Consider the following 25,961-nt stretch of genomic DNA (forward strand, 5'->3'; position numbering starts at 1 on the left):
AAAGATGGACCCCGTACGGGGGCCCTGGCGGCTCACATGTACTGCCCGAGGCCGGTCTGCTCCTGTCCGGATTTGACCTCCTCCCAGGAGATGCCCAGCGCCTCGATGATGCGCTCGATGGGACCCTTCAGCGTCTTGTCCAGCATCTTGTCCCAGTCTATCTCGAACCCGTCAGGAACCTGGTCGTCGTACTCGAAGCAGATGACGTCCGGGTTGCGCTTGAACTCGCCGTACAGCGGGTCCTCCGAGGGGTCCAGCCCCTGCTCTCTCTCCACCTGCTCGAAGAAGTCCGGATGGACCTTCTCCAGGTACAGACGCTTGGGTTTGGACCCGCGCTGGAAGTTCGTCCCCAGCAGGAGGTTGGCGTACTTCGCGCCGCGCACCTGCGCGGTGTCGGTATCGTAGTTGTCCAGTTTCTTCCCGATGCCGCCCGGGATGCCCACCTCGGACAGCGAGACGTTGCCCGCGCGGAAGTCCTCGATGACGTCGTGGAGGTACGACTTCACGTCCTCGGTGTCTTCGCCCATCACGATTTTGTCGATGACCTCCTTCTGGACCTCCTTGGTGATGGGTGCGATGTCCGAGCGCTGGTACTCGAAGCCCGTGATGTCGATGTCGTCGACGTCCTTGCCCTCCTTCCAGACGATGTGGCCTGCGTAGCGCTTCTTCTTGCCCGCCTGGAAAAAGCGCCGGTAGAGTTTCTCGAACTCGATCTCGAAGCGGTGGAACTCCGCGTTCAACTGTTCGAGCGCGAATTCGTCGTACGAGGCGTTGATGACCTCCTCCAGTTCGAATCCCTTCTGAATCGTCGCGGCGATAGTCAACAGTTCGTCGTCGCCCATCTCCGGGTGCTTCTCGCGCATCTCGTCGGTGACCTCGACGTCAGCCTCGACGTCGTCGGGGCCGATATCTCCGACTTCTAACATAACCGAGTCGGTGTTGTGGAGAACGATACCGCCAACCCCATCCACGAAGTTCTCGTTCTCTTCGACGCTCAGGTCGTAGACGTATCCGTCGTGGTCGACTTCGGTCAGGACGGGTTCGCGACCTGACCGATAGAAATCACACGTCCGGATAGTGTAGGAATCCTTCGAGTCACGGTATTTCAGCGAGTGTTTCTCATCGCGCTGGGTGAGCAGTGTCGAGAGCCCAGCGGCCAGGTCACGGCTCGTGGTTTCGAAGTCGAAGTTTCGCTCCGCGTAGTCCTCACTGTAGCGGGGAACTCCCTGGAACCGTCGCCCTCGACAAGCACATCGATAAACAGCGACTGCTGTTCATCCGAAAGGTGATAGACGAACGATGGGATTCGCTTTCTGCGTGAGGTCTGGCCTGCAAACTCACGGAAGAAAACGGCCGCGAGTTCGTTCATCATCTGCAATTTGAACGTACTGTCGTCGTACGTCACTGACGAGTGTCCGTCAGCAGTATCATACGCAATTTCACGTTCACCGCCAGCGTCACTGGCGACGATGCTGGCAGTAGTGTCCTCGAACAGCCGGTGGTAATCGTCCTGTAGTTGTTCGAGCCAGCGACGCCGCAATTCGGCGATACTCGCTCCATATCTGCTCTCGGTCGTTTCTTCCGTCGACGCGCTCCCCTCCGACACGTACGCCGCGAGCAGTCGGACGAACGACTCTCCTTCGTCGCTGGTGAGGTCGATGTGGCGTTTGACTTTGACCGTCTTGTCGAGGGCGTCGTGGTGTTCGTGACCGAACCAGACCCACTCACCGTCTGTGTGGACGCGCTTGACTTTGGTCTCGGCGTTTTCTGTGCCGACACTACGACCGTCCTCGTACGAACGCGTGTACCCCCGCAGTTGTTCGTATACGTCTATCGACTGCTTCGTCTCGACCTCCGGCAATTCTGGAACGCGCAGTGGTTCGTCCACGTCCGCTGGCGGCTTTTCGGTCAGCCCGTCCCCGTCGTCAACGACGTACGAGTGGTCTCTGGTCGTCGTCGACTCGCCGAACTTGTGCTGGAGGTTGACGACTGGCTTGTCCGTTTTGTGCCGGATTACCTGCGTTATCGGCCGCCACTCCGGACTCCCGTCTTCGTTCACCGAAAGCGCTTCCCAGCCGCTAAGTGGGCGACGGTCTTTGGGAGATGTTGACGTCGCAGTGCCACCATCGACAGCGAGTTGGGCCTCCTGTTCGGGGCCTGCTCGCGCGAACAGGTCTTCGATAGGCACGATTCGGACCGTCCCGTCTTCGTCTCGGACGACAACCGGTCTGTCACCGGTTACACTATCTCCGTAAACCACTTCGTACCCCTCCCGTTCGACGACTTCGTCGGTGTACTCGATGACCTCGCGTCCGGTGGCAGTCACGGCCGCACCCATCTCCTTGTCGTAGAGGCGGAAGCGGTCCCATCCCAACACTCCGTAAAGGCTATTCATAATCACCTTGACAGCTGCTTGCTGCCGGTCGTACTGCTCGTATTCCGGCTCTTTGGGGTCGTAATCGTTCCGTAGGGATTTCTTCTCCTCTCTTTCTGTCAGAAGCTCGTCAACCATCTCCCGGATGACGCCGTCCGGTTTCTTCCGGAAGTGCGTCCCGTTGGGCGCGCGGTAGGTCTCGCCATCGTAGGACTCGGGGTCGACCTTCGTCTCCGGCGACGCGTTGGTCGTGACCATGCACATCGGGTATAGCGACTGCCCGACCCACTGGTAGTGACCGTTGCGGCCGGCCAACACCACGTGGTTGTCTTCGGCAGTGATACAGTGAACTGTCTCATCGTGGTCTTCGACAGTCGCGTTCGTCGACTTGTTGAAGGACCCTCGCTTCCCGACCGAGACGTACCACGTTCCATCCGATTGCTTGGAGACAGTGGGCTTGTGACCGCACCTGACTGCAATGTTCAGGATGTCGTCCTTGAGACGGTCGCTCTTCGTCCAGAATTTTCCGAGACCAGATGCAGTACGGCTCCCATCGCCCCGAATCATCGTATTCAACAGGACGGTCAGTAGTTCACCGTCGAGTTTGAACACCCCCTCTGGCAGGTGTTTCTCTGCGTAGCCAGTACCGCAGTTGTCCTCCAACCATTCGACGAGATACTGATTGGAGATATTGCAGCCACGCTCGTCGGTGTTGTAATTGAGCCCCATCCGGTCAAGGAGGTCAGAGATTGCTTCCCGACCTGCTTCGTCACTCTGGTGGAGGGTGACCCGCCCGTTGGCCCAGTCGATACTTCCCTCCGTGACGAACCAACCGAGGAATTCGAGCCAATTTGCCATATCGAACGAGAGTGGGGTTTCCCTGTGCTGAGGACCGTACTTCAGGAATACCCCGTCAGCGTGCTCTCGAACGACCGCTCGGTGTTCGCGGTACAGCTCGATAGGGACGAGATACTTCCCAACAGTCTTCTGAATGCCCATCGCCGCAGACGAGCCGTGAACGAGGTCGAGTGAGTCCTGAACCGCATCCGGCATCCGATTCCGGAACCATCTCAGATCCTTCTCACAGTAAACGACTGCGTGTCCACTGTCCACCTCGTCGACGAGTTCGAACGTCTCCGGTGTTCGACCGCGCACCGACTTGTGTTGGGGGAATGCATAGCGTTCACTCTCTCTCAAATCTCGATACTCCACGAAATCGAAATCAGCCGGCGTCTGTTCGTCCCAGCCTCGCTCTTTCGAAACGAGAAAACGGTGGTTCTCGGTAACTTTGAAATCGTGGGTGTTCCCGCTAAGGTGGTGTAGCTCACCGAATTTGTTCTCGTACTCGTGCGTCTGGGCTACCGGTTTCACTTCACATTCGAACGTGTCCGGATTTAGCGTATAGACTGGGTCACCGACTTCCAAGTCAGTTATATTCTCTGGACCATCCGGTGTCAGAACGTCGGTGTCCCTGCTGAAACACTTCAGGTCCAGCACGCTGACGTTCTCGCGCACGCCCGTGATGGGGTCGAAGACAGCGCCGCCCTCGTAGTCCTCGCTCTCCTGCTGGCCCTTCGAGGGGAGCGCGTAGTTGCCGTGGAGCTTGTGCAGGACGTACATGTCGACGGCGTCGCCGGGCGTGGTGGCGTCTTCGAGTTTGCAGCCGACGAACTGGCGGACCTCGTCCCAGAAGTCGACAATGTCCTGCTCGCGGTCGAGCTGGACGCACAGTTCAACGTCGCGGAGGTTGTACTCCAGCAGGCGCTCGGGGTCCTGTTCCCAGAGGTCGCCGATGTCGCCGGTGTACCGTTCCTTGCCGACGCCGAGTTCCTGTTCGCCGACGGCGTCCAGCCGGTAGGAGTCGAGTTCGGTGAACTGCGTGCGCTGGTAGGCGTACAGGAGGTCGAAGACGACCCGGCCCTTGATATCGGGACCCTGCCAGTCGCTGCGCCAGACCTCGTTCACGCGGGAGAGGCGGTCGATGTCGAGGTCGTGGTCGGTGTCGCCGTCGAGTTCTTCCAGCCGGTCGAGCAGGTAGGGCGCGTCGAAGTCCGTGAAGTTCCAGCCCGTCAGCACGTCGGGGTCGGTGTCCTCGACGTACCCGATGAAGGCGTCGAGCATCGCCTCCTCGGTGTCGAACCGGCGCACGTCCGCCTCGAAGTCGGGACCGATCGGGTCGTACCCTTCCAGCGCCTCGGGGCCGTCGACGCCCGCCGGGGCCTCGTAGAGCCAGACGACGTACTCCTCGCGGGTGGAGTCGTGGGAGGTGAGACAGATGATGGGTTCCTCGCCGTCCTCGGGGAAGCCCGAGCGGTCGTCCACCTCGATGTCGAAGGTGTTGACCCGCGGGCTGGCGTCGACGGGCGTCGGCTCCACCTCGTCGTGGTGGACCCGGAGTGTCGTGCGGTCGGCGTCGTCGTCGACGTGGCGGGCCGGGACGCGGACGCCGCTGGTGATGTCCTTGTCGATGAGAAAGCGGTTGGGAAAGAGGATGTCCGCCTCGTAGTGGTCGAACTCGTCGCGAATCTGGCCCACGTCGCGCGGTGTCTGTCCGAAGATCTTGACCAGTTGCTCGCCGCGGATGGACTCGTAGGGCTCGCCGTCGTCGCCGGTCTCCTCCCAGCCGGTGAGCCGGTCGTACTCGCGGAGGCGACCCTCGGTGACGTTCTCGGCAGGTGCGTAGAAGTAGGGCTTGAAGTCGTGGACGCGGGCGTGGACGAGCGACTGGTCGGCCGTGCGGCCGAAGACGTGGATGATGGGGTACTCGTCGTCGCCGTAGCCCTCGACGGTGTAGTCGATTTGCGTGACGGCCATCTCGACCGTCTCCTCCGTCTCAGGGAACAACTGGTCGGACGGGTCGACGTGGACGGCGTCGGACCCGCCGTTGCCGGCGACGGCCGCTGCCTCGTCTGCCGGCCGTCGTTCCGGCTCGCCGTCCTCGAAGTCCCCGAGTTCGAACTGGCCCATGATAGTAGGGATTCTTCGCGGCCGCCGCCTAAAATATCCCGGTCGGCAGTGCCGTCCCCGCCGGAAAGTATATGCCATGTGGTGCCATACCAAAGGCCTGTAGATGACCGAAGGCACGGACGGAGCGGATGGGCGTAGCGACGTGGAAGTGACCGTCCGGGAGGGCGGAGCAGAACCGATAGACGCCGTGGGGACGTACGAGACGGGGGACGGTATCGTCTTCTACGACACGGAGAACCCGCTTGCGTGGATGCAGTCCGCGACCGCAGTCCACCTCGAAGAGATGGCCTGAGACGGACCGAACGCCCTATCTGGCTCGGCGTCGAACGGCGCCTGTGCCCGAGGGGAGCGAGGAAGACACGGAACCGGACGTGGCGACGAGAAAGTGGGACGAGAGCGACGTTCTCGACGACAAGTACAGCGAGCCCGAGGAGGACCAGTTCGATATCACCCCGGACATCCCGGAGGCTCCCTCTCCGGAGGACGCCGACCCGCAGTTGCAGATGCGGTTCTGGTCGCTCGTCGTCGTGTTCAACATCGCTCTCCTGGCCCTGTCCGTCGGGGCAATGTTCGTCGTCTTCGAAGAGAATGTCGAGCTCGGCGGCCAGCTGTTCCTCGCCGGCGTCATCGTGGGCGCGTACGGACTCTACCGCTACCGGACCACGAAGGAGAAACTGGACGACGACCAGAACGGCTAACAGTGACGATAGCCTACCCGGAGCTATGCGAACCGTCCGGGACGGCGACGGCAACCACTACTTGCTCCTGAAAGAGTCCAGCGACGCCAGCCTCGTCCGCGACCCTGCCACCGGCGAACAGCGCCACCTCCCCAACGACGACATCGAGCGCGTCGAGGGCGAATCACCGCTGGAAACCGCCGTCGGGGCCGTCCCGGCGAGCGTCCGCCGCGTCCTCACGGCCGTGCCGAACGAGCGAGCGCTCGGTCTCCTGCTGGAAATCGACCGCCGCGGGCCAGTGGGCGTGCGTCTCCTGCTCGACGCCTACGATTTCTGCGAGAGTGACCTCCACGGACTGCTCGCGGAGTTCCGCGCGGCCGGCCTCGTCGAGGAAGCGACGGTCGACGCGCGACGCGGCTACGACACGACAGAACTGGCCAGCAAGGCGTTAGAACGACTCCGCGAGGCGTAGTCAGTCGTCGGCTTCGGCCAGTATCTCGGCGTCTGCCGTCTCGGCCCGTTCGACGGTCGAGCGGTTGGTCGTGGCGTTCTTCCTGACCCTGACCAGGTCGTCGGCTGCGCCGACCAGTTCCTCGTCGTGGCTGACGAGCAGAATCTGCTCGACGCCCAGCGAGCGCATCTCGTCGACAAGCGCGACCAGTTGCGAGACGTGTCCGGAGTCCAGAAAGACCGTCGGCTCGTCGAGGATGAGCGGCGGCATCGGGGCCGCGCCCTCGATGCCCTCCGCGAGCAGCCGGTAGATGGCACACCGGAGGCTGAGGTTGAACAGCGCGCGCTCGCCGCCCGAGAGCTGGTCGGGGTCCAGCGTCTCGCCGTCCTTCTGGTAGACCGTCAGCTGGTACTCCCCGTCGAGTTCGATGCGCGAGTAGGAGTCGTTCTCGTAGACCAGATCGAACGTCTCGTTTAGCATCCGCTCCAGCGTCTCGACGTTGCGCTGGCGCAGTTCGGCCCGCAGCGTCCCGTACATCTCCTGTAACTGCTCGGCCTCGTCGTACAGGGAGTCCAGCTGTTCGACGGTCTCCGAAAGGTCCTCGCGGCGCTCGCGCAGCGCCTCCAGTTCCTCGATTTCGGCCGTCACGCCGCCGATGTCGTTCTGCAGTCTGTCGCGCTCCTCGCGCAGGTCCGCCAGCTTGGCCTCGACTTTCTCCAGGTACGATTCCGCACGCCCCTTCTCGCCGCGGGCTTCCTCGACGCGGTCCTCGTCGAACTCCTCCTGCAGTTCGGCCCGCCGGTCGCGTTTGTCCGCCAGGTGCTCGCGGCGCTCGTCGTTGACCTCCGCCTTCTCCGCGCGCGTCTCGCGGAGGTCCGCGATTCTCTCCTCGTGGTCGGCGATGGTCTCGATGGTCTCGGCCAGCGACTCCAGCCGGTCGACCCGCTCGGACAGCGCCGCCTTCTCCTGGTTGCACTCCGCGATAGCCTCCTGACAGGCGGTCGCCTTCTCGCGAGCCTCGGCGGCCTCCTCGCGTTTTGCTTCCGCCTCGGCCTCCAGCTCGTCGGCCTCCTCGCGGAGCCGGTCGACCTGGGTCTCCTTCTCCGACAGCGACTTCTCCTTCTCCTCGACGAGCTGTGCGACGTTCTCGCGGTCGTTCTCCAGGCGCTCGATGGTCGATTCTCGCTCGGCCAGGGCCTCGGCCTCCTCGCGCTTGGCTTCGACCGTCTCCTCGCGCTCTCGCAGTTCTTCGAGCCTGAATTCCAGGTCCTCGACCGCCTCGCGGCGTTCCTCGATAGATTCGACGTGCGGGGAACCCTCGACTGGCTGGCCGCACTCGGGACACTTGCCGGCCTCCAGCAGGGACTCCGCCTCCGCCAGCCGCTCCTCGGCGTTCGACAGTTCCGCCTCGGTTTCCGCGCGCGTCTCGCGGACGTCGGCCAGTTCATTGGTCACCTGGTCGCGGTGGTCCGCCGCTTCGCCCTCGGCAACGGGCGCGTCGGCGAACGCCTCACGGTGGGACTCGATGCGCTCTGCGAGGTCGTCCAGTTGCTCGCGCTTCTCCGCCAGCAGGTCCCGCGCGTCGGCGACGGCCGATTCCACCTCGGCTGCCTCCTCGCGGTTCTGTTCGGCCTCCGCCTCCAGGTCGTCGGCGCGCTCCTCGGCGGCCTCGGCCTCGCCGTCGTGTTCCTGCTTCTCGACGCTCTGGTCCGTGATGCGCTCCCGGAGGGCCTCGATATCCGCGTCCAGGTCCTCGATGCGGGTCTCGACGGCTTCAGTCGTCGCCTCGTCGACGTCTGCCTCTGCGAGGAGGGCGTCCCGGCGCTCGGTCGCCTCCGCTCGCCGGTCGCGGACCTCGGTCAGTTCGTCTGCCAGGCGCTCGCGCTCGCTTTCGGTGGCCTGTATCTTCTCGCGCAGGTCCTCGATGTCCGATTCGAGGTCGTCGAGTTCCTCGCGGCGCTGCTCGTACTCCTCCAGCACCGACTCGGCGTCGGCCAGCGTCCCCTCGGCCTGCTCGCGGTTCTCGTCGAAGCGCTCGATGTCTGACTCCACCTCCGCGAGTTCGGACTGCAGGGCGTTCAGACGGCCGTGGAGGTCCTGGGCCTCCTTCTCGGCTATCTGCTCGTCGACCTGCGAGAGGGCTCCCTGTTTGTCGTCGCGCACGCGCCCGACGCCGACGCGGGCCTGGCTGGCGCGCTCGCGGTAGTCCTCCAGCTTGCCGAGCTGGAGCAGGTCGTCGAGCATGTCCTGGCGCTGGGACGGCGACGCGTTGATGAGTTTGTTCACCTCGCCCTGGCGGACGTAGGCGCAGTTGACGAACGCCTCGTTGTCCATCCGCAGCAGTTCCGCGACGCGGCGGCGCACGTCGGTCGCGCCCTCGTAGGTCCCCTCCGGGCCTTCCAGCACCGCCTTCGTCGTGTGCGTGCGCTCGTCGCGGACGCTCAGGCGGCGCTCGATGTGGTAGGACTCCCCGGCGTGGGTGAACCAGAGTTCCACGACAGCGCCGTCGGCACCGATGGTCACCACCTCGTCCAGCGTCTTGTTCAGCGCCTTCGAGCCGTAGAGCGCGAAGAAGCAGGCCTCCAGCAGCGACGACTTGCCGCTGCCGTTGAGGCCGTGGATGACGGTCACGCCGCGGTCGAGGTGGAGGTCCGCGTCACCGTAGCACTTGAAGTTCTCCAGGCGGACGCGCTCGAATCTCACGTGTAGTCCCCCATCGTGACCTGGCTGTCGGTGTTCTCCCCGGCAGCCCCGTTCTCGCTACTATCGTCCGGTTCTGCGTCGGCGGCCGCGGCATCCGCGCCCCCGGACCCGGTATCCGATTCCCCGCCGGTGCCGAACGCGTCGCCGTCGTCCTCGTCCACGAGGTCGGCCACGCGGTCCTCGACGGTGTCGGCGACGTTGGCGTCGGCGACCTTGCTCGCGCGGATGGTCTCGTCCAGGTCGCGGGCGGCGGAACTCAGCCCGAGGTCACGGATGCGCTCGCGGACGGCCTCGTCGGGGTCCGCGAAACTCACCTCCGTCTCCGTCTCGTCCGTGAGTTCCCGGTGGTCGGTCACGCGAGCGACGAGTGCGCCCCGCTCGTCGGCGTACTCCTCTATCGTCGCGGGCGCGACCGGGTCACCCTCGCCGTCGATGGACACCACGACGACGGCATCCTCCATATCGTACTGGCCGACGCGTTCGCGGACCCGCTCGACGCCCTCGCCAGCGCCCAGGTCGACGTCCACGAAGACGAACTCGCGGGTGTCGAGGCCGCGCCGGCGGATGTCCACGCCGCTGTCGAAGGTGACGAGGTTGTACCCGCGGTCCTCGCGCTCGCTGGCGCTGGCCCGTTCGGTCGACCCGCAGTAGGTCAGCCACGCCTCGTGTGGCTCCTCGACCTGCTTCGTCTGGGGTTTGTGGTCGTCGCCGAACAGGAGGGCGTCGAAACGGACGTCAGATTCCCGGAGTATCTTGCGGGCGTCCCAGTCGCCGTGGGGGAACGGCTCGAAGAGCCCATGAGAGACCAGCGCGGCCGTCTCCGCGTCGTGGTCCGTAAAGTCGTAGTCGAGGTCGTCACGTTTCGAGCGCGGGACGAAATCGAGGCCGTAGAACGCGGTGTCGCCGATTTGCACCGGGTCGGGACCGAGTCGGGTCGCCAGCCCCAGCGACTCGAAGAGGTCGAGCCACTGGGCGTCGCGTTTGGACTCGTGGTTGCCGACGATGGCGAGAAATGGGACGTCGGCGTCGTCGAGGTCCCGGAGGACGGAGAGGGCACCCATGATGTCGGGCAGCGTGGGCCGGCGGTCGTGAAAGAGGTCGCCGGCGTGGACGACGGCGTCGACCCCCTCGGCGACGGCGTCCGCGGCGACGCGCTGGAAGGCGCGGAGGAAGTCCTCGCGTCGCTCGGGCCGGTGGTACTGCTGGTACCCGAGATGGGTGTCCCCGGTGTGTATCACCCGTGTCATGTACGACCGGTAGCACAGCGGTCCGTAAATGGATTGCCAGACCGCGGCGAAAGTAGAGGGCGCTCGATTGTCTGCGAGTCGAGAGGTTACTCGATGGTCAGTGTGTAGATGCGCTTGCGCGCGTCAGCGAAGGAGAAGCGGGAGTCGACGACGCCGACCTCCTCCAGGCGGCTGAGTGCGTACCGGACCGTCCGGGCCGGCAGCATCGTCTCGTCGGCGAGTTGACTCTGGGTCAGCGTGTCGTTGTACTCAAGGACCTTTGCGACCAGCTTGGCGCTCGGCGGAAGGTCGCGAACGGCCTCCCAGCCGCCCTCCCCGCTGGCATCGGCCGTCGCCGTCTCGGATGCGCTCATCGTACCTACACGTCATGGGATACAGCCTAATAATATTTCTTAATCCAAGTTATTACTGCGAGAAATCACATTGCCGGTACCGAAACCGCGAGCGGGAAGCCGCGTCACCGGACACGCGCCGGAACCGGAACGTTTCTTGGCAGTGCGGCCGCGTGTCACGGCAATGCACGGCGGGCGACTCCCCGGCAAGTCCATCACGTACCTCCGCGCGTTCGTCGGCCTGCTCGTTCTCGTCACCGTCGCCTCACTGGGCATCTCACTGGTGAGCTACGACATTACCGCCGCCGAGGCGTCGACGGACGGTCCGGGCGGTACGCTCGTCGCGACCATCGACGGGACGGGGCCGGGCCAGATAATCGCCTACCGGCCGAACGGCTCCGTCCTCTACCAGAACGACAGCCTCGACCTGTACCACGACGTCGACCCCGCGCCCACGGGCGAACTGACGGTGGAGTACGTCGCGACCTACCACTCCACCTCTGCCTGCGAGGCCAACTGGTGCTCCGTCGACGTCGTCGAGCGCGCGAACCTGAGCACGGGCGAGGTGACGCGGCTGCACACCGTCGTCGACGCGGAGAACGGGTCCTCCGACGACCACGACGTCGACCGAGTCAACGAGTCGGTCCTCCTCGTGGCAGACATCAACTACCCCGACCGGGTCTACATGGTCAACACGACGACCGACGAGGTAATCTGGGAGTGGCGGGTCGCGGAGGACTTCGCGCCGGAGAGCGGCGGCAGTTACCCCGGCGACTGGACCCACCTCAACGACGTCGAGTACCTCCCGGACGGCCGGGTGATGGTCGACGTCCGCAATCAGGACCAGGTCGTCTTCGTCGACCCCGGCGAGGGACTGCAGGAGAACTGGACGCTCGGGAGCGACGGGAACTACAGCCGGCTCCGCGAGCAGCACAACCCGGACTACATCCCCGCGTCGCGGGGCGGTCCCGCGGTCGTGGTGGCCGACAGCGAGAACAGCCGCATCGTCGAGTACCAGCGCGAGAACGGTTCGTGGTCCCAGACCTGGGAGTGGGCCGACTCCAGGGTCGCCTGGCCCCGCGACGCCGACCGGCTTCCGGACGGGCGGACGCTCGTCGCCGACTCCCACGGGTCGAGAATCCTCACGGTCGGGCGGAACGGCTCGGTCACCTGGTCGCGGGACTTCCCGCCGGGCGGGTACGACGTGGAAATTCTCGAAACGGGCGACGAGAGCACCGGCGGCCAGAGCGCGACGGCGCTGGGGCTGGAGTCGGGCGGCCTCGCGGTCGGCTGGGCGGCGCCGGCGGCCGCGCTCGTGGACCTCGTGCCACCCCTGGTCCTGCACGGCCTGCTGTACGCGCTTCCCCTCTGGGTGACGCCGTTCGACGGGTTCCTCATCGTGGCCTCGGCAGCGAGCGTGCTGGTCCTTATTCTCGCCGAAGCGGTGCGTCTGGCTCTGCTGCGGCGGTGACGTTGGGTGACACGGCCCATGCCAGTTCGTGGAAATGACCCGAAACCTCTTACTACCGCAGGCGCTAGCGGAGGTGTAATGAGTGACACTGTGGACGACGTCGAGCTGCCTTACGACGAAGGCGCGTCCCAGCAGGAGAAGATAGAGGCGCTCCAGGAGCGGCTGGAGGTCCTCGAAGCACAGAACGAGGAGATGCGGGACAAGCTCCTCGACGCAAACGCCGAGAACAACAAGTACCAGCAGAAACTGGAGCGGCTGACCCACGAGAACAAGAAGCTCAAGCAGTCCCCGCTGTTCGTGGCGACGGTCCAGGAACTGACCGACGAGGGCGTCATCATCAAACAGCACGGCAACAACCAGGAGGCCCTGACCGAGGTCACAGACGAGATGCGCGAGGACCTCGAACCCGACTCCCGGGTCGCGGTGAACAACTCGCTGTCCATCGTGAAGTCGCTGGACGACGAGACGGACGTCCGCGCTCGCGTCATGCAGGTCGACCAGAGTCCGGAGGTCACCTATGGCGACATCGGCGGCATCCAGGACCAGATTGAGGAGGTCCGCGAGACCGTCGAGATGCCGCTGAAGAACCCCGGCATGTTCGAGGACGTGGGCATCGACCCGCCGGCCGGCGTCCTGCTGCACGGCCCGCCCGGCACCGGGAAGACGATGCTGGCGAAAGCGGTCGCCAACCAGACCGACGCCACCTTCATCAAGATGGCCGGCTCCGAACTCGTCCACAAGTTCATCGGCGAGGGCGCGAAACTCGTCCGTGACCTGTTCGAACTCGCCCGCCAGCACGAGCCCGCCGTCATCTTCATCGACGAAATCGACGCCATCGCGGCCAAGCGGACGGAGTCGAAGACCTCGGGCGACGCCGAGGTCCAGCGGACGATGATGCAACTGCTCTCGGAGATGGACGGCTTCGAGGACCGCGGCGAGATCCGCATCATCGCGGCCACCAACCGCTTCGACATGCTCGACCGCGCCATCCTCCGGCCCGGTCGTTTCGACCGCCTCATCGAGGTGCCCAAGCCCGACGAGACGGGTCGCGAGCAGATATTCAAGATCCACACGCGCTCGATGAACGTCGCCGACGACGTGGACTTCGCGAAACTGGCCGACATGGCCGAGCATGCTTCCGGTGCCGACGTGAAGGCCGTCTGCACGGAGGCCGGCATGTTCGCCATCCGCGAGGACCGCACCGAGGTCCGCATGGAGGACTTCGTCAACGCCTACGAGAAGATACAGCAGGAAGACGAGGACGACGACGTCTCGCGGACCTTCGCGTAGACCCCTCTTTACCGCGTGTTTTTCGGTCGCGTCACGGCCTGTAGAAGCGTCTCCCGGAACGGAAGACTCCAGTCCGCGGGCACTCGACCGACGTTAGCGTTCCTGCTCGAAAACCAGCCCGATGGTCGTGCCGTCGCGTTCCAGCGTCTCCACGAACCGCCAGCCCTCCCTGGCGTGGTCGTTGATGACCGACTCGATGGAGTCGAGCTTCCGACCGTGTGCTTCCGTCTTGTGCGTCGTGTAGACGAATTTCTGTTCGCTCACAGTCGAGCAAGGGTCGCCAGAGGGAAAAGGCCCGTACCTACTTGACGGTCGGCTCCGAACGGTGTGCATGAACATCCCCATCGAACGGTTCGACCACCCTGCGTGGGTGACGGCAATCGCGACGGCGCTTGGCTACGGCATCATCCTGGCGGTGCTGTTCGTCCTCCTGTTCGTGATTCCGTTCCTCCTCTTCCCGTAGCGCGGTCGCTCACATACCTAGATCTTCGGCGGCCGCGGGAATCGGCAGGTCGTGTTTCGACACGCCCAGCAGTTCCGCGGCGTGGTCGAGCGCCATGTCGAAGCCGTAGTACCGTTCCAGTTCGTCGCCGTCGGGCGAGGGGCGGACCTTCAGCATGGCGTAGCCCTCGACGTTCTGCGCGATGGCGGCCGTCCGGCCGTCGGCCTCGAAGGCGAGCAGGCGCTCGGTCTCCGTCTCGGTGTAGGTCGCGGTGATGCCGTTTTCGGTCGTCTCGGTCTCCGTGGCCGTCTCGCCGTCAGTCATCGTGTGCTGGTTGGACCGCGACCTGTTGAACCCTCCGGTGCCGGACGCGAACCGCAACGAAAAAGCGTTGCTCGCTCTCGTTGTCGACAATGACGAAGTTCCTCCAGAGCGGCCGACGCCGGGACGTCTGCGCGCTGCTTTCCGGCGACCCGATGCAGGCCCAGGCGCTGAAATCCCGGCTGGAATCGCACTACGACGAGCGAATCGACCCGAAGTCGTTCTACGGGGCGCTGGAGGCGATGGAAGACGCTGGATTCGTCGAGACCAGAACGGAGGGCATCCACGACGTCTACGCGCTCACGGACGCGGGCGAACGCCGCCTGCGCGAACACTACGAGTGGTTGCGCGATCAGCTAGAAACGGAGAGCGCGTCAGTCGAGTAGTTCGGCGGCGATGGTGTTGCGCAGCACCTCGCTGGTGCCCTCGTATATCTCGTTGAGTTTCGCGTCGCGGTAGAAGCGCTCTGCCGGGAAGTCCTTGGTGTAGCCGTAGCCGCCGTGAATCTGGATGCCTTCGTTGGCGACCTCGCGGGAGACCTCCGACGCGTAGAGTTTCGCCTGTGCGGCCTCCTTGATGAAGCGCTCGCCGCGGATCTTCTTGTCCGCGGCGCGGTGCATCAGCATCCGCGCGGCGGCCGTCTTGGTGTCCATGTCTGCCAGTTTGTGCTGGATGGCCTGGAAGTCGCCGATGCGCTGGCCGAACTGCTCGCGGTCGTTGGCGTAGGACACCGCCTCGTCGAGCGCGGCCTGGGCGATGCCGACCGAGCGCGCGGCGATGGTGATGCGGCCACCGTTGAGCGTCTTCAGGGCGTGGACGAAGCCGCGACCCTCCTCGCCGATGCGGCGGTCCTCCGGGAGGTACATGTCGTCGAAGCGCAGTTCCGCGGTGGGACAGCCCTTGTCGCCGAGTTTGTGCTCAGTCCCCTCCACGATGAAGCCGTCGTCCTCCTCGGGCCGGACGATGAAGGATGAGATGCCCTTGTTGCCGGCCTCGGGGTCAGTCTTTGCGAACAGCGTGACCGTGTCGGCGACGCTCCCGTTGGAAATCCAGAGTTTGCCGCCGTTGACGACGTAGCCGTCGCCGTCGCGTTCGGCGACCGTATCCATCGCCGGGACGTCGCTGCCGGCTCCGGCTTCGGAGAGCGCGAACGCACCGACCTCGGTCCCTTCGGCCAGCGGCGTCAGGTACTCCTCTTTCTGGGTCTCGTTGCCGAACTCGTAGATCATGTTGCAGGCGAGCGAGATGTGTGCGGCGACGATGGTTCCGAGGCCGCCGCTGCCGCGGGAAATCTCTTCGAGCGCCATCGCGTACGAGTGGTAGTCGAGACCGGCACCGCCGTACTCCTCGGAAATCGGCATCCCCATCAGGCCGAGGTCGGCCATCTCCTCGACGAGGTCCCACGGGAACTCGTCGGTCGCGTCGATGTCGCTCGCCCGGGGGACCACCTCCTCGTCGACGAACTCCTCGACCATCTCCTGAATCTGCCGCTGTTCGGGTGTCGGACTGAAGTCCATGCCACCCGGTACCGGCCCACCCTGCATTAGTGTTGGCTTCGATTGTTTCCCGAGTGACGGGGAGCGGTACGTAGACGAACGTAGGGTCGCTTCGACTCTCGGGTGCTGGACGGGCGAGCGGGCGGCCGTCCGTGGAATCTCCAGCTGAAAGGGGAGGGTTCTGCCGGAACCGGAGCCGTGACCCACCGTTTGAAGTGAATCGCTGTCGCAGTGAGTGGCAATGTACGACACGATTCTGGTGCCGACCGACGGCAGCGACGGGACAGCCAAGACACTGGACCACGCCGTGGAGATGGCCAGCAGGTACGGGGCCGACATCCACGCGCTCGCAGTGGTCGACGAGCGGCAGTTCGAGTCGCTGAAGGGCGACAGCAAGTACGAGACGCAGATGACACTGGAGGAGACCTGCGAGCGCGCCGTGGCGCGAGTCGCCGAGCGCGCCGAGGAGGCGGGTATCGCCGTCGAGCGGGCCGTCCGCCAGGGCGTCCCCTCACAGCGCATCGTCGAGTACGCCGCCGAGAACGCCATCGACGTCATCGTCATGGGGACACACGGACGCAGCGACCACGAGCGCATCGCGACCGTCGGGTCGGTCACCCAGCGGGTGGTCGAGAACGCCGACGTCCCCGTCTTCGTCGTCCACATCGGCCGGGACACCGGGTGGGGGTGACAGAACTGCCGGAGACGAGTCAGTCGTACTCGTAGAAGCCGGCCCCGGTCTTGCGGCCGAGGTCGCCCGCCTCCACCTTGCGTTTGAGCAGGTAGGCCGGCTTGTAGCGGTCGCCGAGTTCTGCGTGCAGCGTCTCGCTGGCATCCAGTACCACGTCGAGCCCGACGAAGTCGGCCAGTTCCAGCGGTCCCATCGGGACGTTCGTCCCCAGTTTCAGCCCGTTGTCGATGTCGTTTCGGGAGGCGACACCCTCGTCGAACGCCCGAATCGCCTCGTTTATCCACGGTATGAGCACCCGGTTGACGACGAAGCCCGGCTTGTCGTCGGACTCCCAGGTCGTCTTGTCGAGTGATTCGGCGAACTCGTGGGCGAAGGCAACAGTATCTTCGCTCGTGCGCTCACCGGCGACGACCTCGACGCCGTCCATCAGCGGGACGGGGTTCATGAAGTGGATGCCGACGACCCGGTCGGGGCGCTCCGTCGCCGCGCCGATACTCGTAATCGAGAGAGTACTCGTGTTCGTGGCGAGGACCACGTCCTCGTCGGTGAGGTCGTCGAGTTCGGCGAAGACCTCCTGTTTGACGGCCATGTCCTCGACGACGGTCTCGACGACGACGTCCGCACTGGCGAGGTCGGCCATGTCGACGGTGGCCGAGACGCGGCCGAGTGCGGTGTCGGCTTCGGACTCGGTGATGCGGTCTCGCGAGACGGCCCGCTGGAGGTTCCGCTCGATGGTGTCCATGGCACTGTCGATGTGTTGCTGGTCGACGTCTCGCACGACGACGTCGTACTCGCGCGTCGCCGCAACCTGCGCGATGCCACTCCCCATCTGTCCCGCACCGACGATACCCACGGTTCTGATGTCAGAGAGAGTCCGCATACTGGATAGTTCGCTCCGTTTGCACGTAAGGGTGCTGTTCGTTCACACACCACAGGAATCGGCGAGTAGAGAGGCTGGTGACGGGGTTCAAAAGAACTTTACTGGCACCTGCCGCACGTCCAACCACAGATGCGACCATTCGACGACACGCCACTGGCGCGGGACGGCAAGGTGCTCATCCTCGCCTACGACCACGGGCTGGAACACGGCCCCGTGGACTTCGAGGCGGTGCCCGAGAGCGCGGACCCGGAGCGGGTGTTCGACGTCGCCCGCCACCCCGCAGTGACGACGCTGGCCGTCCAGAAGGGAATCGCCGAGGCGTACTACCCCTCCTACGAGGACGAGGTGAACCTGCTGGCGAAGCTCAACGGGACCTCGAACCTCTGGATGGGCGAACCCGACTCCGCGGTGAACTGGTCGGTCGACTACGCCGCCGAGGTCGGTGCCGACGCCGTCGGCTTCACCCTCTACGGCGGTTCGAACAACGAAATCGAGATGGCCGAGGAGTTCCGCGACGCCCACGAGAAGGCCCGCGAGCACGACCTCCCGGTCGTCATGTGGTCGTACCCCCGCGGACAGGGGCTCAAGAACGACACGAAGCCGGGCACCATCGCCTACGCGGCCCGCCAGGCGCTCGAACTCGGTGCGGACGTGGCGAAGGTCAAGTACCCCGGCAGCCAGGAGGCCATGGAGACGGCCGTCCAGATGGCTGGCCCGACGAAGGTCGTCATGTCCGGCGGTTCGAAGACCAGTGACCGCGAGTTCCTGGAGAGCGTGAAGGCCGTCATCGACGCGGGCGGTGCCGGACTGGCCGTGGGTCGCAACGTCTTCCAGCGGGAGAACCCCCGCCGTATTCTGGACGCGCTGGAGAAAGTAATCTACGAGGAGAGTTCGGTCGACACTGCCCTCGCCGCCGCCGAGGAGTAACCGGGCAGACCACTGATGTCTACTGTCGATACTATCTTCGAGACGGTCGCAGAGACTGCCGGCGACGTCCGCGGTGCCCTCGCCGAACGTCGCGCGTACGAGGAGGAAGAGAATCCGAGCGGCGACCGCCAGCTCGCGGCGGAAGTCTACGCCGACGGACTGCTGGAGGAGCGCCTGCTGGCAATCGACGAGGTCGGGTCCTACGCGAGCGAGGAACGCGAGGCGGTCATCGAAGCCGACGACGGCGGCACCTACCACGTCGCCTGCGACCCGCTGGACGGGTCCTCGAACCTGAAATCGAACAACGGGATGGGAACCATCGTCGGCATCTTCGACGCCGACCTGCCCGCGCCAGGGGACGCGCTGGTCGCGTCGGGCTACGTCCTCTACGGCCCCATCACGACGATGCTCGAAGCAAGCAACGGGACGGTCACGGAGTACCTCCTCCGCGACGGTGACCGTGAGGTGCTGAACGAGGACGTCACGTTGCCCGAGGACCCCGTCGTGTACGGCTTCGGCGGCCGGATTCCCGACTGGACCGACGACTTCCGGGCCTACGTCGACAACGTCGAGGCGGACCGGCTCAAGCTCCGCTACGGCGGCGCGATGGTCGCCGACGTGAACCAGGTCGTCACCTACGGCGGCATCTTCGGCTACCCGATGCTCGCGGACACGCCGGAGGGCAAGCTCCGACTCCAGTTCGAGGGCCACCCGATCGCTCACATCATCGAGACGGCCGGCGGCGCGTCCTCGAACGGGGAGCAGTCACTGCTCGACTGCGACCCGGACGAACTCCACCAGCGGACCCCGCTGTTCGTCGGCACCGAAGCGCTCGTCGAGCGGCTGGAAGCGGCGCTCTCCTGACCCGCTGGACTGCTAGTAGCCGAGGTAGATTGCCAGCGCCTTCAGAATCGCCCAGATGACGAAAAGCGGCGCGAGGACGAACGTCACCAGCGGCTGGAGTATCCCCGTCGGAATCGGTAACGCGGCGAGCACGCCGAAGACCGGAGCGAGGAGGCCACCGCCGTCGGAACTGACGGTGACAGTCCCGCCCGTCGTCGCGTTGACCGACAGCGAGAACTCGCCGGTGTCGTTGAAGCGGTAGGGGACGCTGACGGTCCGCGACGCGTTGCCCGGAATCGGCGAGGATTGTTCGGTCGCGACGAGACCGCCGTTGACCGCCAGGCCGGCCGTGTAGACCCCCGGGTTCGGATCCCGGTTGCGGACCGTCGCGTTCACGAGTACGGCCCCACCCGGCGCGGTCTCCGTCCGGTTGAGTGAGACGTTCGTGACGACGAACTGCGGGCCGTCGACCTCGCCCGCCCGGTCTCCGGCGGCAGCGCTCCCCCCGTCGTCCGTCGTCGGTTCGACTGTCAGCGTGCCGGCTGCCGTCCCGTTGACCGCCACGGCCAGGCCGCCTGCCGTCTCGACAGTGTGCTGTAGCCGGACCGTCCCGGTTTCGTTCGGCGCAATCGAGGGCGAAGTCGCCGTCGCCACGACTGTCCCGTTCAGCGCAAGCCCGGCGGTGTAGTCGCCCGCCGCGGTGCCGTCGTTCCCGAGTGTTACCGTCACGGTCACCCCGTCCCCGACCCTGACCGACGACCGGTCAAGTTCTGCGTCGACGACGCGCAGCGACGGTGACCCGCCCGTCCCGGACTCGCCCTCTCCCTCGGTCGCACCCAGCGCGAACCGGGAGAACCCGGGTGATTCGGCGGCGAGCAGCACTGTTCCGTTCGATGCGTTCGGCCCGTCGGTGGCGTTTTCTACCCTCGTGGGTACCTCGTTCCAGGTCCCGTCGTGGAGCCGATAGAGTGAGACGTTCGCCGGGGTAACTCCGAGCGCGTCGAGGTGTGACCGGTTCACGCCGAACGAGAACGTCGCGGCGGTGACCTCCCTGTCCGGGACGGCGTGGACCACGGTGATGCCGGCGAGCGGGTCCACGCTGGTCGCGGCGGCCGCGTCGGAGACGGCGGCCGGGCCGGCCAGCGACACGCCGAGGTCCAGCGAGCGATTGGTCGCCAGCGTCACGTTCAGGCCGTCGAGGGTGACGTTCCCGACGCTCGCCAGTGCCGACTCGTTCCCGCCCGCGATTTCGACCGGGACGCCCGCCCGCGCCCGGTCGACCGTGACGACGGCGTCGGTACCGGCAGCGTCGGTCGCGCGCTGGACGGTTACTGCCGTGTCCCGGCGTCGGTCGCGCACCGCCTCGTCGACGTCGGTTGCGTTGCCGGCCCCGGTCGAGAGGTTCAGCGGGATGGTGTCCGTCGCGGCGTTGCCGTAGGGGTCGACGGCCTCCATCGTCACCGTGTACTCGCCGGGGTCGAAGACGTGGGTGACGCGCTCGCCGGTCGCCGTCGCGCCGTCGCCGAAGTCCCACGTGTAGTTGGCGACACCGCTGGCGTCGGTCGACTGCCCGCCCTCGAAGACCAGCGACAGGTTCCCGGACGCGCTCAGGTCGAGTCCGGCACGCGCCTCGGGCGGCGTCAGGTCGACAGCGATGCGTCGCTTGATGCTCAGGGTCCGCGTGTTGCCCGCCCTGTCCGTGTACCGGTAGAGCGCGAACCTGACGGTGCCGTCGGTTGCCGGCGTGTACGTCGTCGTGTAGGTCAACCCGGACTCGTCACGCGAGAAGTCGCTCTCGTCGAGGGCGTCCGTGACCGCGCCGCGGACGGAGACGTTGAACGTTGCCAGCGGTTCGCTGGCCTCGATAGACAGGCGCGCGGGACTGCCCGTCGCGTCGGTGACCGAAAACGAGAGGACGCGCGGCTTCACGCCGTCCATCCCCCTGACGACGACGGTCCGTCGGCCGTCGCCAGCGCCGAGAGCGTTCCCTGCGGTGTCGCTGATGGCGGTGTTGCCGATAGCGCCGAGCGTCAGGTTGTCCTCGTCGACTGGTTCCGCCAGCGTGAGCACGACTGTCGCGTTCGTGCCGTTCTCCGTCGCCGTGACGTTCGTGATGGTTCCCGTCTCCGTGGCGAACTGGCCGACCGAGATGGTCGACTCGGCCACGTCGTGGTTGTCGGCAATCGTCAGCAGGATTGCGGTGTCGTTCACGCGCTCGGCGCTGGCTATCGTCGGTGGCTGGTCGTCCGACGAGTCGCCGTGGGCGAACTGTCCGTCCGCGGCGACTGCGCCAGCAGGTCCCGCGACACCGACGCACGCGAGAAGCAGTCCGAATCCGACGAGAAGCGCGACGAGGGCGCTCCGCTCGGCGGACGTCATCGACCGGTTGCCAGCTCGCGGCGACGCTGCTCCTGTCCCCTGCCCGCGTCTCATCAGTTCCGCCTACGAAGCCCCCAGTTATAAATGCGGGACCGAAACGTCGGGCTATCGGGGTCAACGGTTTAGTTCCCCGTGTGCGATGTGGGAGCCATGAAACTCCGCATCGCGGCGGGGGCGAGCCGGGAGGAAGCGAGCGCAATCGCCGCCGCCGTCGCCGAACACGTCGAGGACACCGTCGAGGTGTACGTCGGCGACGCGACGAGCCCCCTGGTCACGCAGTCCCCGCCCACCACCGAGACACCGGAGCAGTCCGGAGGCGGGACAGCATCCGCAGACGAGGAACTGGGACCGACCGACCGCGAGAGGCGACTCAGGGAGCAAATCGCCGACATCGAGACGGGCGGCAAGGAGAAGTACAGAGAGCAGTTGCCCGAGCAGGGGAAACTGTTCGTCCGGGACCGCATCGACCGCTGGTTCGGCGAGGACGGCTTCCTCTTCGAGGACGGCAAGTTCGCCGAGTTCGACGCCGACGACCGACTGCCCGCCGACGGACTCATCACCGGCGGGGCGGAGTTCGAGGGGCGGAACGTCCACTTCATGGCCAACGACTACACGGTCAAGCGCGGCAGCATGGCTTCCGCCGGCGTCGAGAAGTTCCTCCGGATGCAACAGCGTGCGATGAAGACCGGAAAGCCCGTCCTCTACCTGATGGACTCCTCGGGCGGGCGCATCGACCAACAGACCGGTTTCTTCGCCAACCGGGAGGGCATCGGCAAGTACTACTACAACCACTCGCTGCTGTCCGGCCGGGTCCCGCAGATTTGCGTCCTCTACGGGCCCTGTATCGCCGGCGCGGCCTACACCCCCGTCTTCGCCGACTTCACCGTCATGGTCCGCGGGATGAGCGCGATGGCAATCGCCAGCCCACGCATGGTCGAGATGGTCACCGGCGAGGAGATCTCAATGGACGACCTCGGCGGGCCGGACGTCCACGCCCAGTACTCCGGCAGCGCGGACCTCGTCGCGGACGACGAGGAACACGCCCGCGCCCTCGTCGCACAGCTCATCACCTACCTGCCCGACAACAGCGACGAGCGACCGCCACAGACGGAGGGCCGACCGCCGGCGCGCTCGCCCGAGGGCATCGACGCCGTCGTCCCGCAGGAACCGAACCGGGGCTACGACATGACCGACGTCATCGAGCGCGTCGTCGACGCCGACTCCTGGTTCGAACTCCAGCCGGAGTACGGCAGGGAGATACTGACCGGCTTCGCTCGCATCGACGGCCGGCCCGTTGGCGTCGTCGCCAATCAACCCAGCCAGCGCGCAGGCGCCATCTTCCCCGACTCCGCCGAGAAGGCAGCCCAGTTCGTCTGGAAGTGTGACGCGTACAACATCCCACTGCTGTATCTGGCGGACACGCCGGGCTTCATGGCCGGCTCCAGCGTCGAGAAGGAGGGCATCCTCGAACAGGGCAAGAAGATGATATACGCGACCTCCGAGGCGACCGTGCCCAAACAGTGCGTCGTCGTCCGGAAGGCCTACGGCGCGGGCATCTACGCCATGTCCGGGCCCGCGTACGACCCCGAATCGACCATCGGACTCCCGAGCGGCGAGATAGCAATCATGGGGCCCGAAGCGGCCATCAACGCCGTCTACGCGCGGAAACTCGACGAGATAGAGGACGAGGAGGAACGCAGACAGCGCGAGCAGGAACTGCGCGAGGAGTACCGCGAGGACATCGACGTCCGGCGGATGGCCAGCGAGGTCGTCATCGACGAAATCGTCCCACCTAGCGACCTCCGGGAGGAACTTGCGGCGCGCTTTGCCTTCTACGAGGACGTCGAGAAGGACCGTCCCAGCAAGAAACACGGCACGGTCCTGTAGGCCAGCGGTCCCGACTGCTCCGGGCCGTCGGGTAGTCAGAGGGTACTGTTTTGTGGTGACTACTGGCCTGAACGGCTGGGGTGGGCGCACCGTAACGGGCTATTAGTTATTGACATACAGCCAGGTAGTTCGAGATTACGGCCCGTAGCGGCCCGTAGCTAGCTCGTAACAATATGAGTTCCTCGAGATAGACCGGATGCCGGCGCGTTCCAGCCCCGACACTAGCGCGCCGGAACCGCTGCCCGCTGCTCCCAGTCCATGCCACTCAGAGATGCCATCCGCTGGTCGGACTCACACCCGACCGACACACCAGAATCCCGCCTCGGCCGACTCCTCGAATCGGCCGCAGGCGTCGAGCGTGACCTCTGGATACTCGTCGCCGCCGCGATGCTTGTCGACGTCACGCTGACCGTACACGGCCGGCAACTGGGCCTCGTGGAGGTCAACCCCATCGCCCGCCACGCCCTCGGTGGCTTCGGTGTGCTCGGCCTGTACGGTCTCAAGGGGGTGGCACTCGGCCTCGGGGGCTGCTGTCGGCTCCAGCTGGACGACCGCTACGGTGCGCTCGTCCCGCTCGGCCTCGCAGTCCCCACACTGGTGGCAGTCTGCATCAACTGCCTCCTCATCGCCTACACCCTCGCGTAGCTCACCGGAGCGCGTCCACGACGACCGCCCACGCCAGCGCTGCGAGACCCACGTCACGGACCAGCACGTCCAGGAACAGCCCGCCCTCCAGCAACGCGACCACGCCGAGATACCCCACCGTCGCGGTCAGCGAGACCGCGGCGACGCCCGCCCCGAACGCCGTCCAGCGGTCGGCGAGAATCGCCAGCCCGAACCCCACCTCCAGCACGCCGTTTATCAGCATGAACGCGACCGGCGAGACGACCAGCCACGGCGCGAGCCAGTCGGTCACGTAGACCGTCCACGCGCCCGGTGCGGCCAGTTTGTGAACGCCGGCCAGCAGTACCATCGAACCGAGGCCGAGGCGGGCGAGGACGGCAGGCGACGGCGACCGCGCCGCGGCCCGTTCGGCCAGGTCTGTCACGCGACGAGTGGAGTCCATCGCCCCCGGGTAGGGACGCGCGGCAGAAAACAGCCCCGGCGTGGCGACTACTCGGCCCAGCCCCGGTGTGGTGACTACTCGGCCTTCAGGGAGAGGACCGTCCGCTCGAACTCGCAGACCAGCGTCTCTCCGCCGTCCGGGTCGACCCTGAACGCCTCGACGTGCATCGTGACGACGCCGCGCTCGCCGTCGGACGTCTCCCGTTTGTCCGTCACCGTCGACTGCGCGCGGATGGTGTCGCCGTGGAACACGGGCTCTGGATGCTCGACGCCGTCGTAGGAGAGGTTCGCGACGATGGTGCCGTCGGTGGTGTCGGGAATCGACAGCCCCACCGCGAGCGACATCGTGAGGAGGCCGTTGACGATGCGCTCGCCGAACTGGGAGGTGGCAGCGAAGCTCTCGTCCAGGTGCAACGGCTGCTGGTTCATCGTCATGTCGCAAAAGCGCTGGTTGTCCGCCTCCGAGACCGTCCGTCGCTTCTCGTGTTCGATGGTCTCGCCGACCTCGAACTCCTCGAAGTACAGCCCTGACATGGGAGAGCCGTCGCGCGGCACCGGAAAAAGCGTGCCGGCGGGGCCTATTTACGCACGGCTCCGGGAGTGGAGGTATGGCACGCAGAAGCGTACTCTTCTCGCCGGGCGACCAGCCGGACCTGATTCGGAAGGCACCCGAGGCAGGTGCAGACGTCGTCGCAATCGACCTGGAGGACGCCGTCGCACCGACCGCGAAGGCAGGGGCGCGCGAGACCGTCGCCGCGACGCTGCCGGAAATCGACCCCGACTGCGAGGTGTGCGTCCGGGTCAACGCCGGCGACGGGGCGGAAGCCGACCTCGCCGCGCTGGAGGATGCCGTCGAGCACTTCGACAGCGTGATGCTCCCGAAGGCGGCCGACGCGGATGACGTGGAGGCGCTGGCCGAGCGCCTGGCCGACCACGGGTTCGACGTGCCGGTGCTCGCGCTGGTCGAGTCTGCCCGCGGGGTTTTGAACGCCGCCCGGATAGCCGACGCGGACCCGACGGACGCGCTGCTGTTCGGTGCTGAGGACCTGGCGGCCGACCTCGGGGCGACCCGGACCGACGAGGGGACGGAAGTGCTCTACGCCCGCCAGCGGGTCGTCACCGCGGCCAGCGCCGCGGGCGTCGACGCAATCGACACGCTTTGGACGGACTTCGAGGACGAGGAGGGACTGCGCAGGGACACGGAGCGAGGCATCGAGATGGGCTACGACGGGAAGATGACGATACACCCCCGTCAGGTCGGGGTGGTCAACGACGCGTTCACACCCCCGCCGGAGCGCATCGAGTGGGCGGAGCGCGTCCTGGCCGCCAGAGAGGAGGCCGCGGCGGACGGCAAGGGCGTTTTTGCCGTCGAAGGAGAGATGATAGACGCGCCGCTGCTCGCCCAGGCAGAGCGGATTGTCGAGCGCGCGAGCGCCGCAGGACGCCGCTGAACCTGTGGGACGGGGCGGAGAAACTGCCGTCGTCGGAATCTGGTGTCGGTATCCTTTTGCGTACGGT

24 protein-coding genes and 1 pseudogene are annotated in these 25,961 nt (G+C 65.8%); 13 read left to right on the top strand and 12 right to left on the bottom strand.

Annotated features, from left to right (window positions below; genetic code table 11):
• Positions 1-32 precede the first annotated feature (32 nt).
• Positions 33-989 (bottom strand): annotated as a pseudogene (locus WDJ57_RS00320) (DNA polymerase domain-containing protein); the annotation flags it as partial.
• A 116-nt stretch (positions 990-1,105) separates the two neighbouring features.
• Positions 1,106-5,341 carry a 3'-5' exonuclease gene (locus tag WDJ57_RS00325; RefSeq protein WP_338902885.1) on the bottom strand — a complete coding sequence of 1,412 codons (4,236 nt, stop codon included), beginning with the start codon at positions 5,339-5,341 and terminating at the stop codon, positions 1,106-1,108.
• A 103-nt stretch (positions 5,342-5,444) separates the two neighbouring features.
• On the opposite strand from WDJ57_RS00325, the gene WDJ57_RS00330 reads away from it, so the two are divergent.
• The 3 genes from WDJ57_RS00330 to WDJ57_RS00340 are packed head-to-tail and all read left to right on the top strand — an operon-like array spanning position 5,445 to position 6,490.
• Complete coding sequence (locus WDJ57_RS00330) at positions 5,445-5,633, top strand: DUF7331 family protein (protein ID WP_338902868.1); 189 nt, start codon at positions 5,445-5,447, stop codon at positions 5,631-5,633.
• A gap of 43 nt (positions 5,634-5,676) precedes the next feature.
• On the top strand, positions 5,677-6,039 hold the full coding sequence (locus WDJ57_RS00335) for a DUF7322 domain-containing protein (RefSeq protein ID WP_338902888.1): 363 nt from the start codon (positions 5,677-5,679) through the stop codon (positions 6,037-6,039).
• Between the two features lie 25 nt (positions 6,040-6,064).
• Positions 6,065-6,490 (top strand): DUF7346 family protein, encoded by a 426-nt coding sequence (locus WDJ57_RS00340; RefSeq protein ID WP_338902870.1) that lies wholly within the window; start codon positions 6,065-6,067, stop codon positions 6,488-6,490.
• Here WDJ57_RS00340 and rad50 read toward each other — a convergent pair whose 3' ends face one another.
• The 3 genes from rad50 to WDJ57_RS00355 all read right to left on the bottom strand — a co-directional run bounded on the left by rad50 (position 6,491) and on the right by WDJ57_RS00355 (position 10,772).
• On the bottom strand, positions 6,491-9,172 hold the full coding sequence (gene rad50, locus WDJ57_RS00345) for a DNA double-strand break repair ATPase Rad50 (RefSeq protein ID WP_338902889.1): 2,682 nt from the start codon (positions 9,170-9,172) through the stop codon (positions 6,491-6,493).
• The gene (gene mre11 / locus WDJ57_RS00350) at positions 9,169-10,419 is read right to left on the bottom strand and encodes a DNA double-strand break repair protein Mre11 (RefSeq protein WP_338902890.1); all 1,251 of its coding nucleotides are present in this window, start codon (positions 10,417-10,419) and stop codon (positions 9,169-9,171) included. Before mre11 ends, rad50 begins: the two co-directional genes overlap by 4 nt.
• Positions 10,420-10,505: 86 nt before the next feature.
• Positions 10,506-10,772, bottom strand: coding sequence for a MarR family transcriptional regulator (locus WDJ57_RS00355; protein WP_338902891.1), 267 nt, complete (start codon positions 10,770-10,772; stop codon positions 10,506-10,508).
• A 163-nt stretch (positions 10,773-10,935) separates the two neighbouring features.
• On the opposite strand from WDJ57_RS00355, the gene WDJ57_RS00360 reads away from it, so the two are divergent.
• Together WDJ57_RS00360 and pan1 are read left to right on the top strand one after the other, a co-directional pair.
• Positions 10,936-12,222 carry an aryl-sulfate sulfotransferase gene (locus WDJ57_RS00360; protein WP_338902892.1) on the top strand — a complete coding sequence of 429 codons (1,287 nt, stop codon included), beginning with the start codon at positions 10,936-10,938 and terminating at the stop codon, positions 12,220-12,222.
• Positions 12,223-12,300: 78 nt separating this feature from the next.
• A complete protein-coding gene (gene pan1, locus WDJ57_RS00365; RefSeq protein ID WP_338902894.1) occupies positions 12,301-13,512 on the top strand; it encodes a proteasome-activating nucleotidase Pan1 in 1,212 nt (403 codons plus the stop codon).
• Positions 13,513-13,605: 93 nt separating this feature from the next.
• Here pan1 and WDJ57_RS00370 read toward each other — a convergent pair whose 3' ends face one another.
• Positions 13,606-13,776, bottom strand: coding sequence for a DUF4177 domain-containing protein (locus tag WDJ57_RS00370; protein WP_338902895.1), 171 nt, complete (start codon positions 13,774-13,776; stop codon positions 13,606-13,608).
• A 67-nt stretch (positions 13,777-13,843) separates the two neighbouring features.
• Here WDJ57_RS00370 and WDJ57_RS00375 point away from each other — a divergent pair, with 67 nt between their 5' ends.
• Positions 13,844-13,975 (top strand): hypothetical protein, encoded by a 132-nt coding sequence (locus WDJ57_RS00375; RefSeq protein ID WP_338902896.1) that lies wholly within the window; start codon positions 13,844-13,846, stop codon positions 13,973-13,975.
• Between the two features lie 9 nt (positions 13,976-13,984).
• Here the strand turns inward: WDJ57_RS00375 and WDJ57_RS00380 are convergent, their stop codons facing one another.
• A complete protein-coding gene (locus tag WDJ57_RS00380) occupies positions 13,985-14,278 on the bottom strand; it encodes a DUF7111 family protein (protein ID WP_338902897.1) in 294 nt (97 codons plus the stop codon).
• Between the two features lie 89 nt (positions 14,279-14,367).
• On the opposite strand from WDJ57_RS00380, the gene WDJ57_RS00385 reads away from it, so the two are divergent.
• Complete coding sequence (locus WDJ57_RS00385; protein WP_338902898.1) at positions 14,368-14,661, top strand: PadR family transcriptional regulator; 294 nt, start codon at positions 14,368-14,370, stop codon at positions 14,659-14,661.
• Here the strand turns inward: WDJ57_RS00385 and WDJ57_RS00390 are convergent.
• Positions 14,650-15,792 carry an acyl-CoA dehydrogenase family protein gene (locus tag WDJ57_RS00390; RefSeq protein WP_338902899.1) on the bottom strand — a complete coding sequence of 381 codons (1,143 nt, stop codon included), beginning with the start codon at positions 15,790-15,792 and terminating at the stop codon, positions 14,650-14,652. The two genes, WDJ57_RS00385 and WDJ57_RS00390, sit on opposite strands and share 12 nt — an antisense overlap.
• 220 nt (positions 15,793-16,012) lie before the next feature.
• Here WDJ57_RS00390 and WDJ57_RS00395 point away from each other — a divergent pair, with 220 nt between their 5' ends.
• The gene (locus WDJ57_RS00395; RefSeq protein ID WP_338902900.1) at positions 16,013-16,462 is read left to right on the top strand and encodes a universal stress protein; all 450 of its coding nucleotides are present in this window, start codon (positions 16,013-16,015) and stop codon (positions 16,460-16,462) included.
• A gap of 19 nt (positions 16,463-16,481) precedes the next feature.
• Here WDJ57_RS00395 and WDJ57_RS00400 read toward each other — a convergent pair whose 3' ends face one another.
• Entirely contained in the window at positions 16,482-17,342 is an 861-nt protein-coding gene (locus tag WDJ57_RS00400) for a 3-hydroxyacyl-CoA dehydrogenase family protein (protein WP_338902901.1), read from the bottom strand.
• A 129-nt stretch (positions 17,343-17,471) separates the two neighbouring features.
• On the opposite strand from WDJ57_RS00400, the gene WDJ57_RS00405 reads away from it, so the two are divergent.
• Both WDJ57_RS00405 and WDJ57_RS00410 read left to right on the top strand, forming a co-directional pair.
• Entirely contained in the window at positions 17,472-18,269 is a 798-nt protein-coding gene (locus tag WDJ57_RS00405; RefSeq protein WP_338902903.1) for a class I fructose-bisphosphate aldolase, read from the top strand.
• A 15-nt stretch (positions 18,270-18,284) separates the two neighbouring features.
• Positions 18,285-19,133, top strand: coding sequence for a class 1 fructose-bisphosphatase (locus WDJ57_RS00410; protein WP_338902904.1), 849 nt, complete (start codon positions 18,285-18,287; stop codon positions 19,131-19,133).
• Between the two features lie 12 nt (positions 19,134-19,145).
• Here WDJ57_RS00410 and WDJ57_RS00415 read toward each other — a convergent pair whose 3' ends face one another.
• Positions 19,146-21,545 carry a PKD domain-containing protein gene (locus WDJ57_RS00415; protein ID WP_338902905.1) on the bottom strand — a complete coding sequence of 800 codons (2,400 nt, stop codon included), beginning with the start codon at positions 21,543-21,545 and terminating at the stop codon, positions 19,146-19,148.
• A gap of 96 nt (positions 21,546-21,641) precedes the next feature.
• On the opposite strand from WDJ57_RS00415, the gene WDJ57_RS00420 reads away from it, so the two are divergent.
• Together WDJ57_RS00420 and WDJ57_RS00425 are read left to right on the top strand one after the other, a co-directional pair.
• The gene (locus WDJ57_RS00420; RefSeq protein WP_338902906.1) at positions 21,642-23,378 is read left to right on the top strand and encodes an acyl-CoA carboxylase subunit beta; all 1,737 of its coding nucleotides are present in this window, start codon (positions 21,642-21,644) and stop codon (positions 23,376-23,378) included.
• A 258-nt stretch (positions 23,379-23,636) separates the two neighbouring features.
• The gene (locus tag WDJ57_RS00425) at positions 23,637-24,023 is read left to right on the top strand and encodes a hypothetical protein (protein ID WP_338902907.1); all 387 of its coding nucleotides are present in this window, start codon (positions 23,637-23,639) and stop codon (positions 24,021-24,023) included.
• 1 nt (position 24,024) lies between these two features.
• Here WDJ57_RS00425 and WDJ57_RS00430 read toward each other — a convergent pair whose 3' ends face one another.
• Together WDJ57_RS00430 and WDJ57_RS00435 are read right to left on the bottom strand one after the other, a co-directional pair.
• Positions 24,025-24,444, bottom strand: coding sequence for a DoxX family membrane protein (locus tag WDJ57_RS00430; RefSeq protein WP_338902908.1), 420 nt, complete (start codon positions 24,442-24,444; stop codon positions 24,025-24,027).
• A 74-nt stretch (positions 24,445-24,518) separates the two neighbouring features.
• Entirely contained in the window at positions 24,519-24,977 is a 459-nt protein-coding gene (locus WDJ57_RS00435) for a MaoC family dehydratase (protein ID WP_338902909.1), read from the bottom strand.
• A gap of 74 nt (positions 24,978-25,051) precedes the next feature.
• On the opposite strand from WDJ57_RS00435, the gene WDJ57_RS00440 reads away from it, so the two are divergent.
• Positions 25,052-25,894 carry an HpcH/HpaI aldolase/citrate lyase family protein gene (locus tag WDJ57_RS00440; RefSeq protein ID WP_338902910.1) on the top strand — a complete coding sequence of 281 codons (843 nt, stop codon included), beginning with the start codon at positions 25,052-25,054 and terminating at the stop codon, positions 25,892-25,894.
• Positions 25,895-25,961 lie beyond the last annotated feature (67 nt).

It is taken from the genome of Salinibaculum sp. SYNS191 (assembly GCF_037338445.1).
Classification (GTDB): Archaea; Halobacteriota; Halobacteria; order Halobacteriales; family Haloarculaceae; genus Salinibaculum; species Salinibaculum marinum.

Coding starts and splice junctions, on each gene's coding strand:
- WDJ57_RS00440 (WP_338902910.1), top strand. CDS start 25,052: ATGGCACGCAGAAGCGTACTCTTCTCGCCGGGCGACCAGCCGGACCTG.
- WDJ57_RS00330 (WP_338902868.1), top strand. CDS start 5,445: ATGACCGAAGGCACGGACGGAGCGGATGGGCGTAGCGACGTGGAAGTG.
- WDJ57_RS00420 (WP_338902906.1), top strand. CDS start 21,642: ATGAAACTCCGCATCGCGGCGGGGGCGAGCCGGGAGGAAGCGAGCGCA.
- mre11 (WP_338902890.1), bottom strand. CDS start 10,419: ATGACACGGGTGATACACACCGGGGACACCCATCTCGGGTACCAGCAG.
- WDJ57_RS00355 (WP_338902891.1), bottom strand. CDS start 10,772: ATGAGCGCATCCGAGACGGCGACGGCCGATGCCAGCGGGGAGGGCGGC.
- WDJ57_RS00405 (WP_338902903.1), top strand. CDS start 17,472: ATGCGACCATTCGACGACACGCCACTGGCGCGGGACGGCAAGGTGCTC.
- WDJ57_RS00425 (WP_338902907.1), top strand. CDS start 23,637: ATGCCACTCAGAGATGCCATCCGCTGGTCGGACTCACACCCGACCGAC.
- WDJ57_RS00360 (WP_338902892.1), top strand. CDS start 10,936: ATGCACGGCGGGCGACTCCCCGGCAAGTCCATCACGTACCTCCGCGCG.
- WDJ57_RS00390 (WP_338902899.1), bottom strand. CDS start 15,792: ATGGACTTCAGTCCGACACCCGAACAGCGGCAGATTCAGGAGATGGTC.
- WDJ57_RS00380 (WP_338902897.1), bottom strand. CDS start 14,278: ATGACTGACGGCGAGACGGCCACGGAGACCGAGACGACCGAAAACGGC.
- WDJ57_RS00435 (WP_338902909.1), bottom strand. CDS start 24,977: ATGTCAGGGCTGTACTTCGAGGAGTTCGAGGTCGGCGAGACCATCGAA.
- WDJ57_RS00375 (WP_338902896.1), top strand. CDS start 13,844: ATGAACATCCCCATCGAACGGTTCGACCACCCTGCGTGGGTGACGGCA.
- WDJ57_RS00415 (WP_338902905.1), bottom strand. CDS start 21,545: ATGAGACGCGGGCAGGGGACAGGAGCAGCGTCGCCGCGAGCTGGCAAC.
- WDJ57_RS00385 (WP_338902898.1), top strand. CDS start 14,368: ATGACGAAGTTCCTCCAGAGCGGCCGACGCCGGGACGTCTGCGCGCTG.
- WDJ57_RS00410 (WP_338902904.1), top strand. CDS start 18,285: ATGTCTACTGTCGATACTATCTTCGAGACGGTCGCAGAGACTGCCGGC.
- pan1 (WP_338902894.1), top strand. CDS start 12,301: ATGAGTGACACTGTGGACGACGTCGAGCTGCCTTACGACGAAGGCGCG.
- WDJ57_RS00340 (WP_338902870.1), top strand. CDS start 6,065: ATGCGAACCGTCCGGGACGGCGACGGCAACCACTACTTGCTCCTGAAA.
- WDJ57_RS00395 (WP_338902900.1), top strand. CDS start 16,013: ATGTACGACACGATTCTGGTGCCGACCGACGGCAGCGACGGGACAGCC.
- WDJ57_RS00430 (WP_338902908.1), bottom strand. CDS start 24,444: ATGGACTCCACTCGTCGCGTGACAGACCTGGCCGAACGGGCCGCGGCG.
- WDJ57_RS00400 (WP_338902901.1), bottom strand. CDS start 17,342: ATGCGGACTCTCTCTGACATCAGAACCGTGGGTATCGTCGGTGCGGGA.
- WDJ57_RS00325 (WP_338902885.1), bottom strand. CDS start 5,341: ATGGGCCAGTTCGAACTCGGGGACTTCGAGGACGGCGAGCCGGAACGA.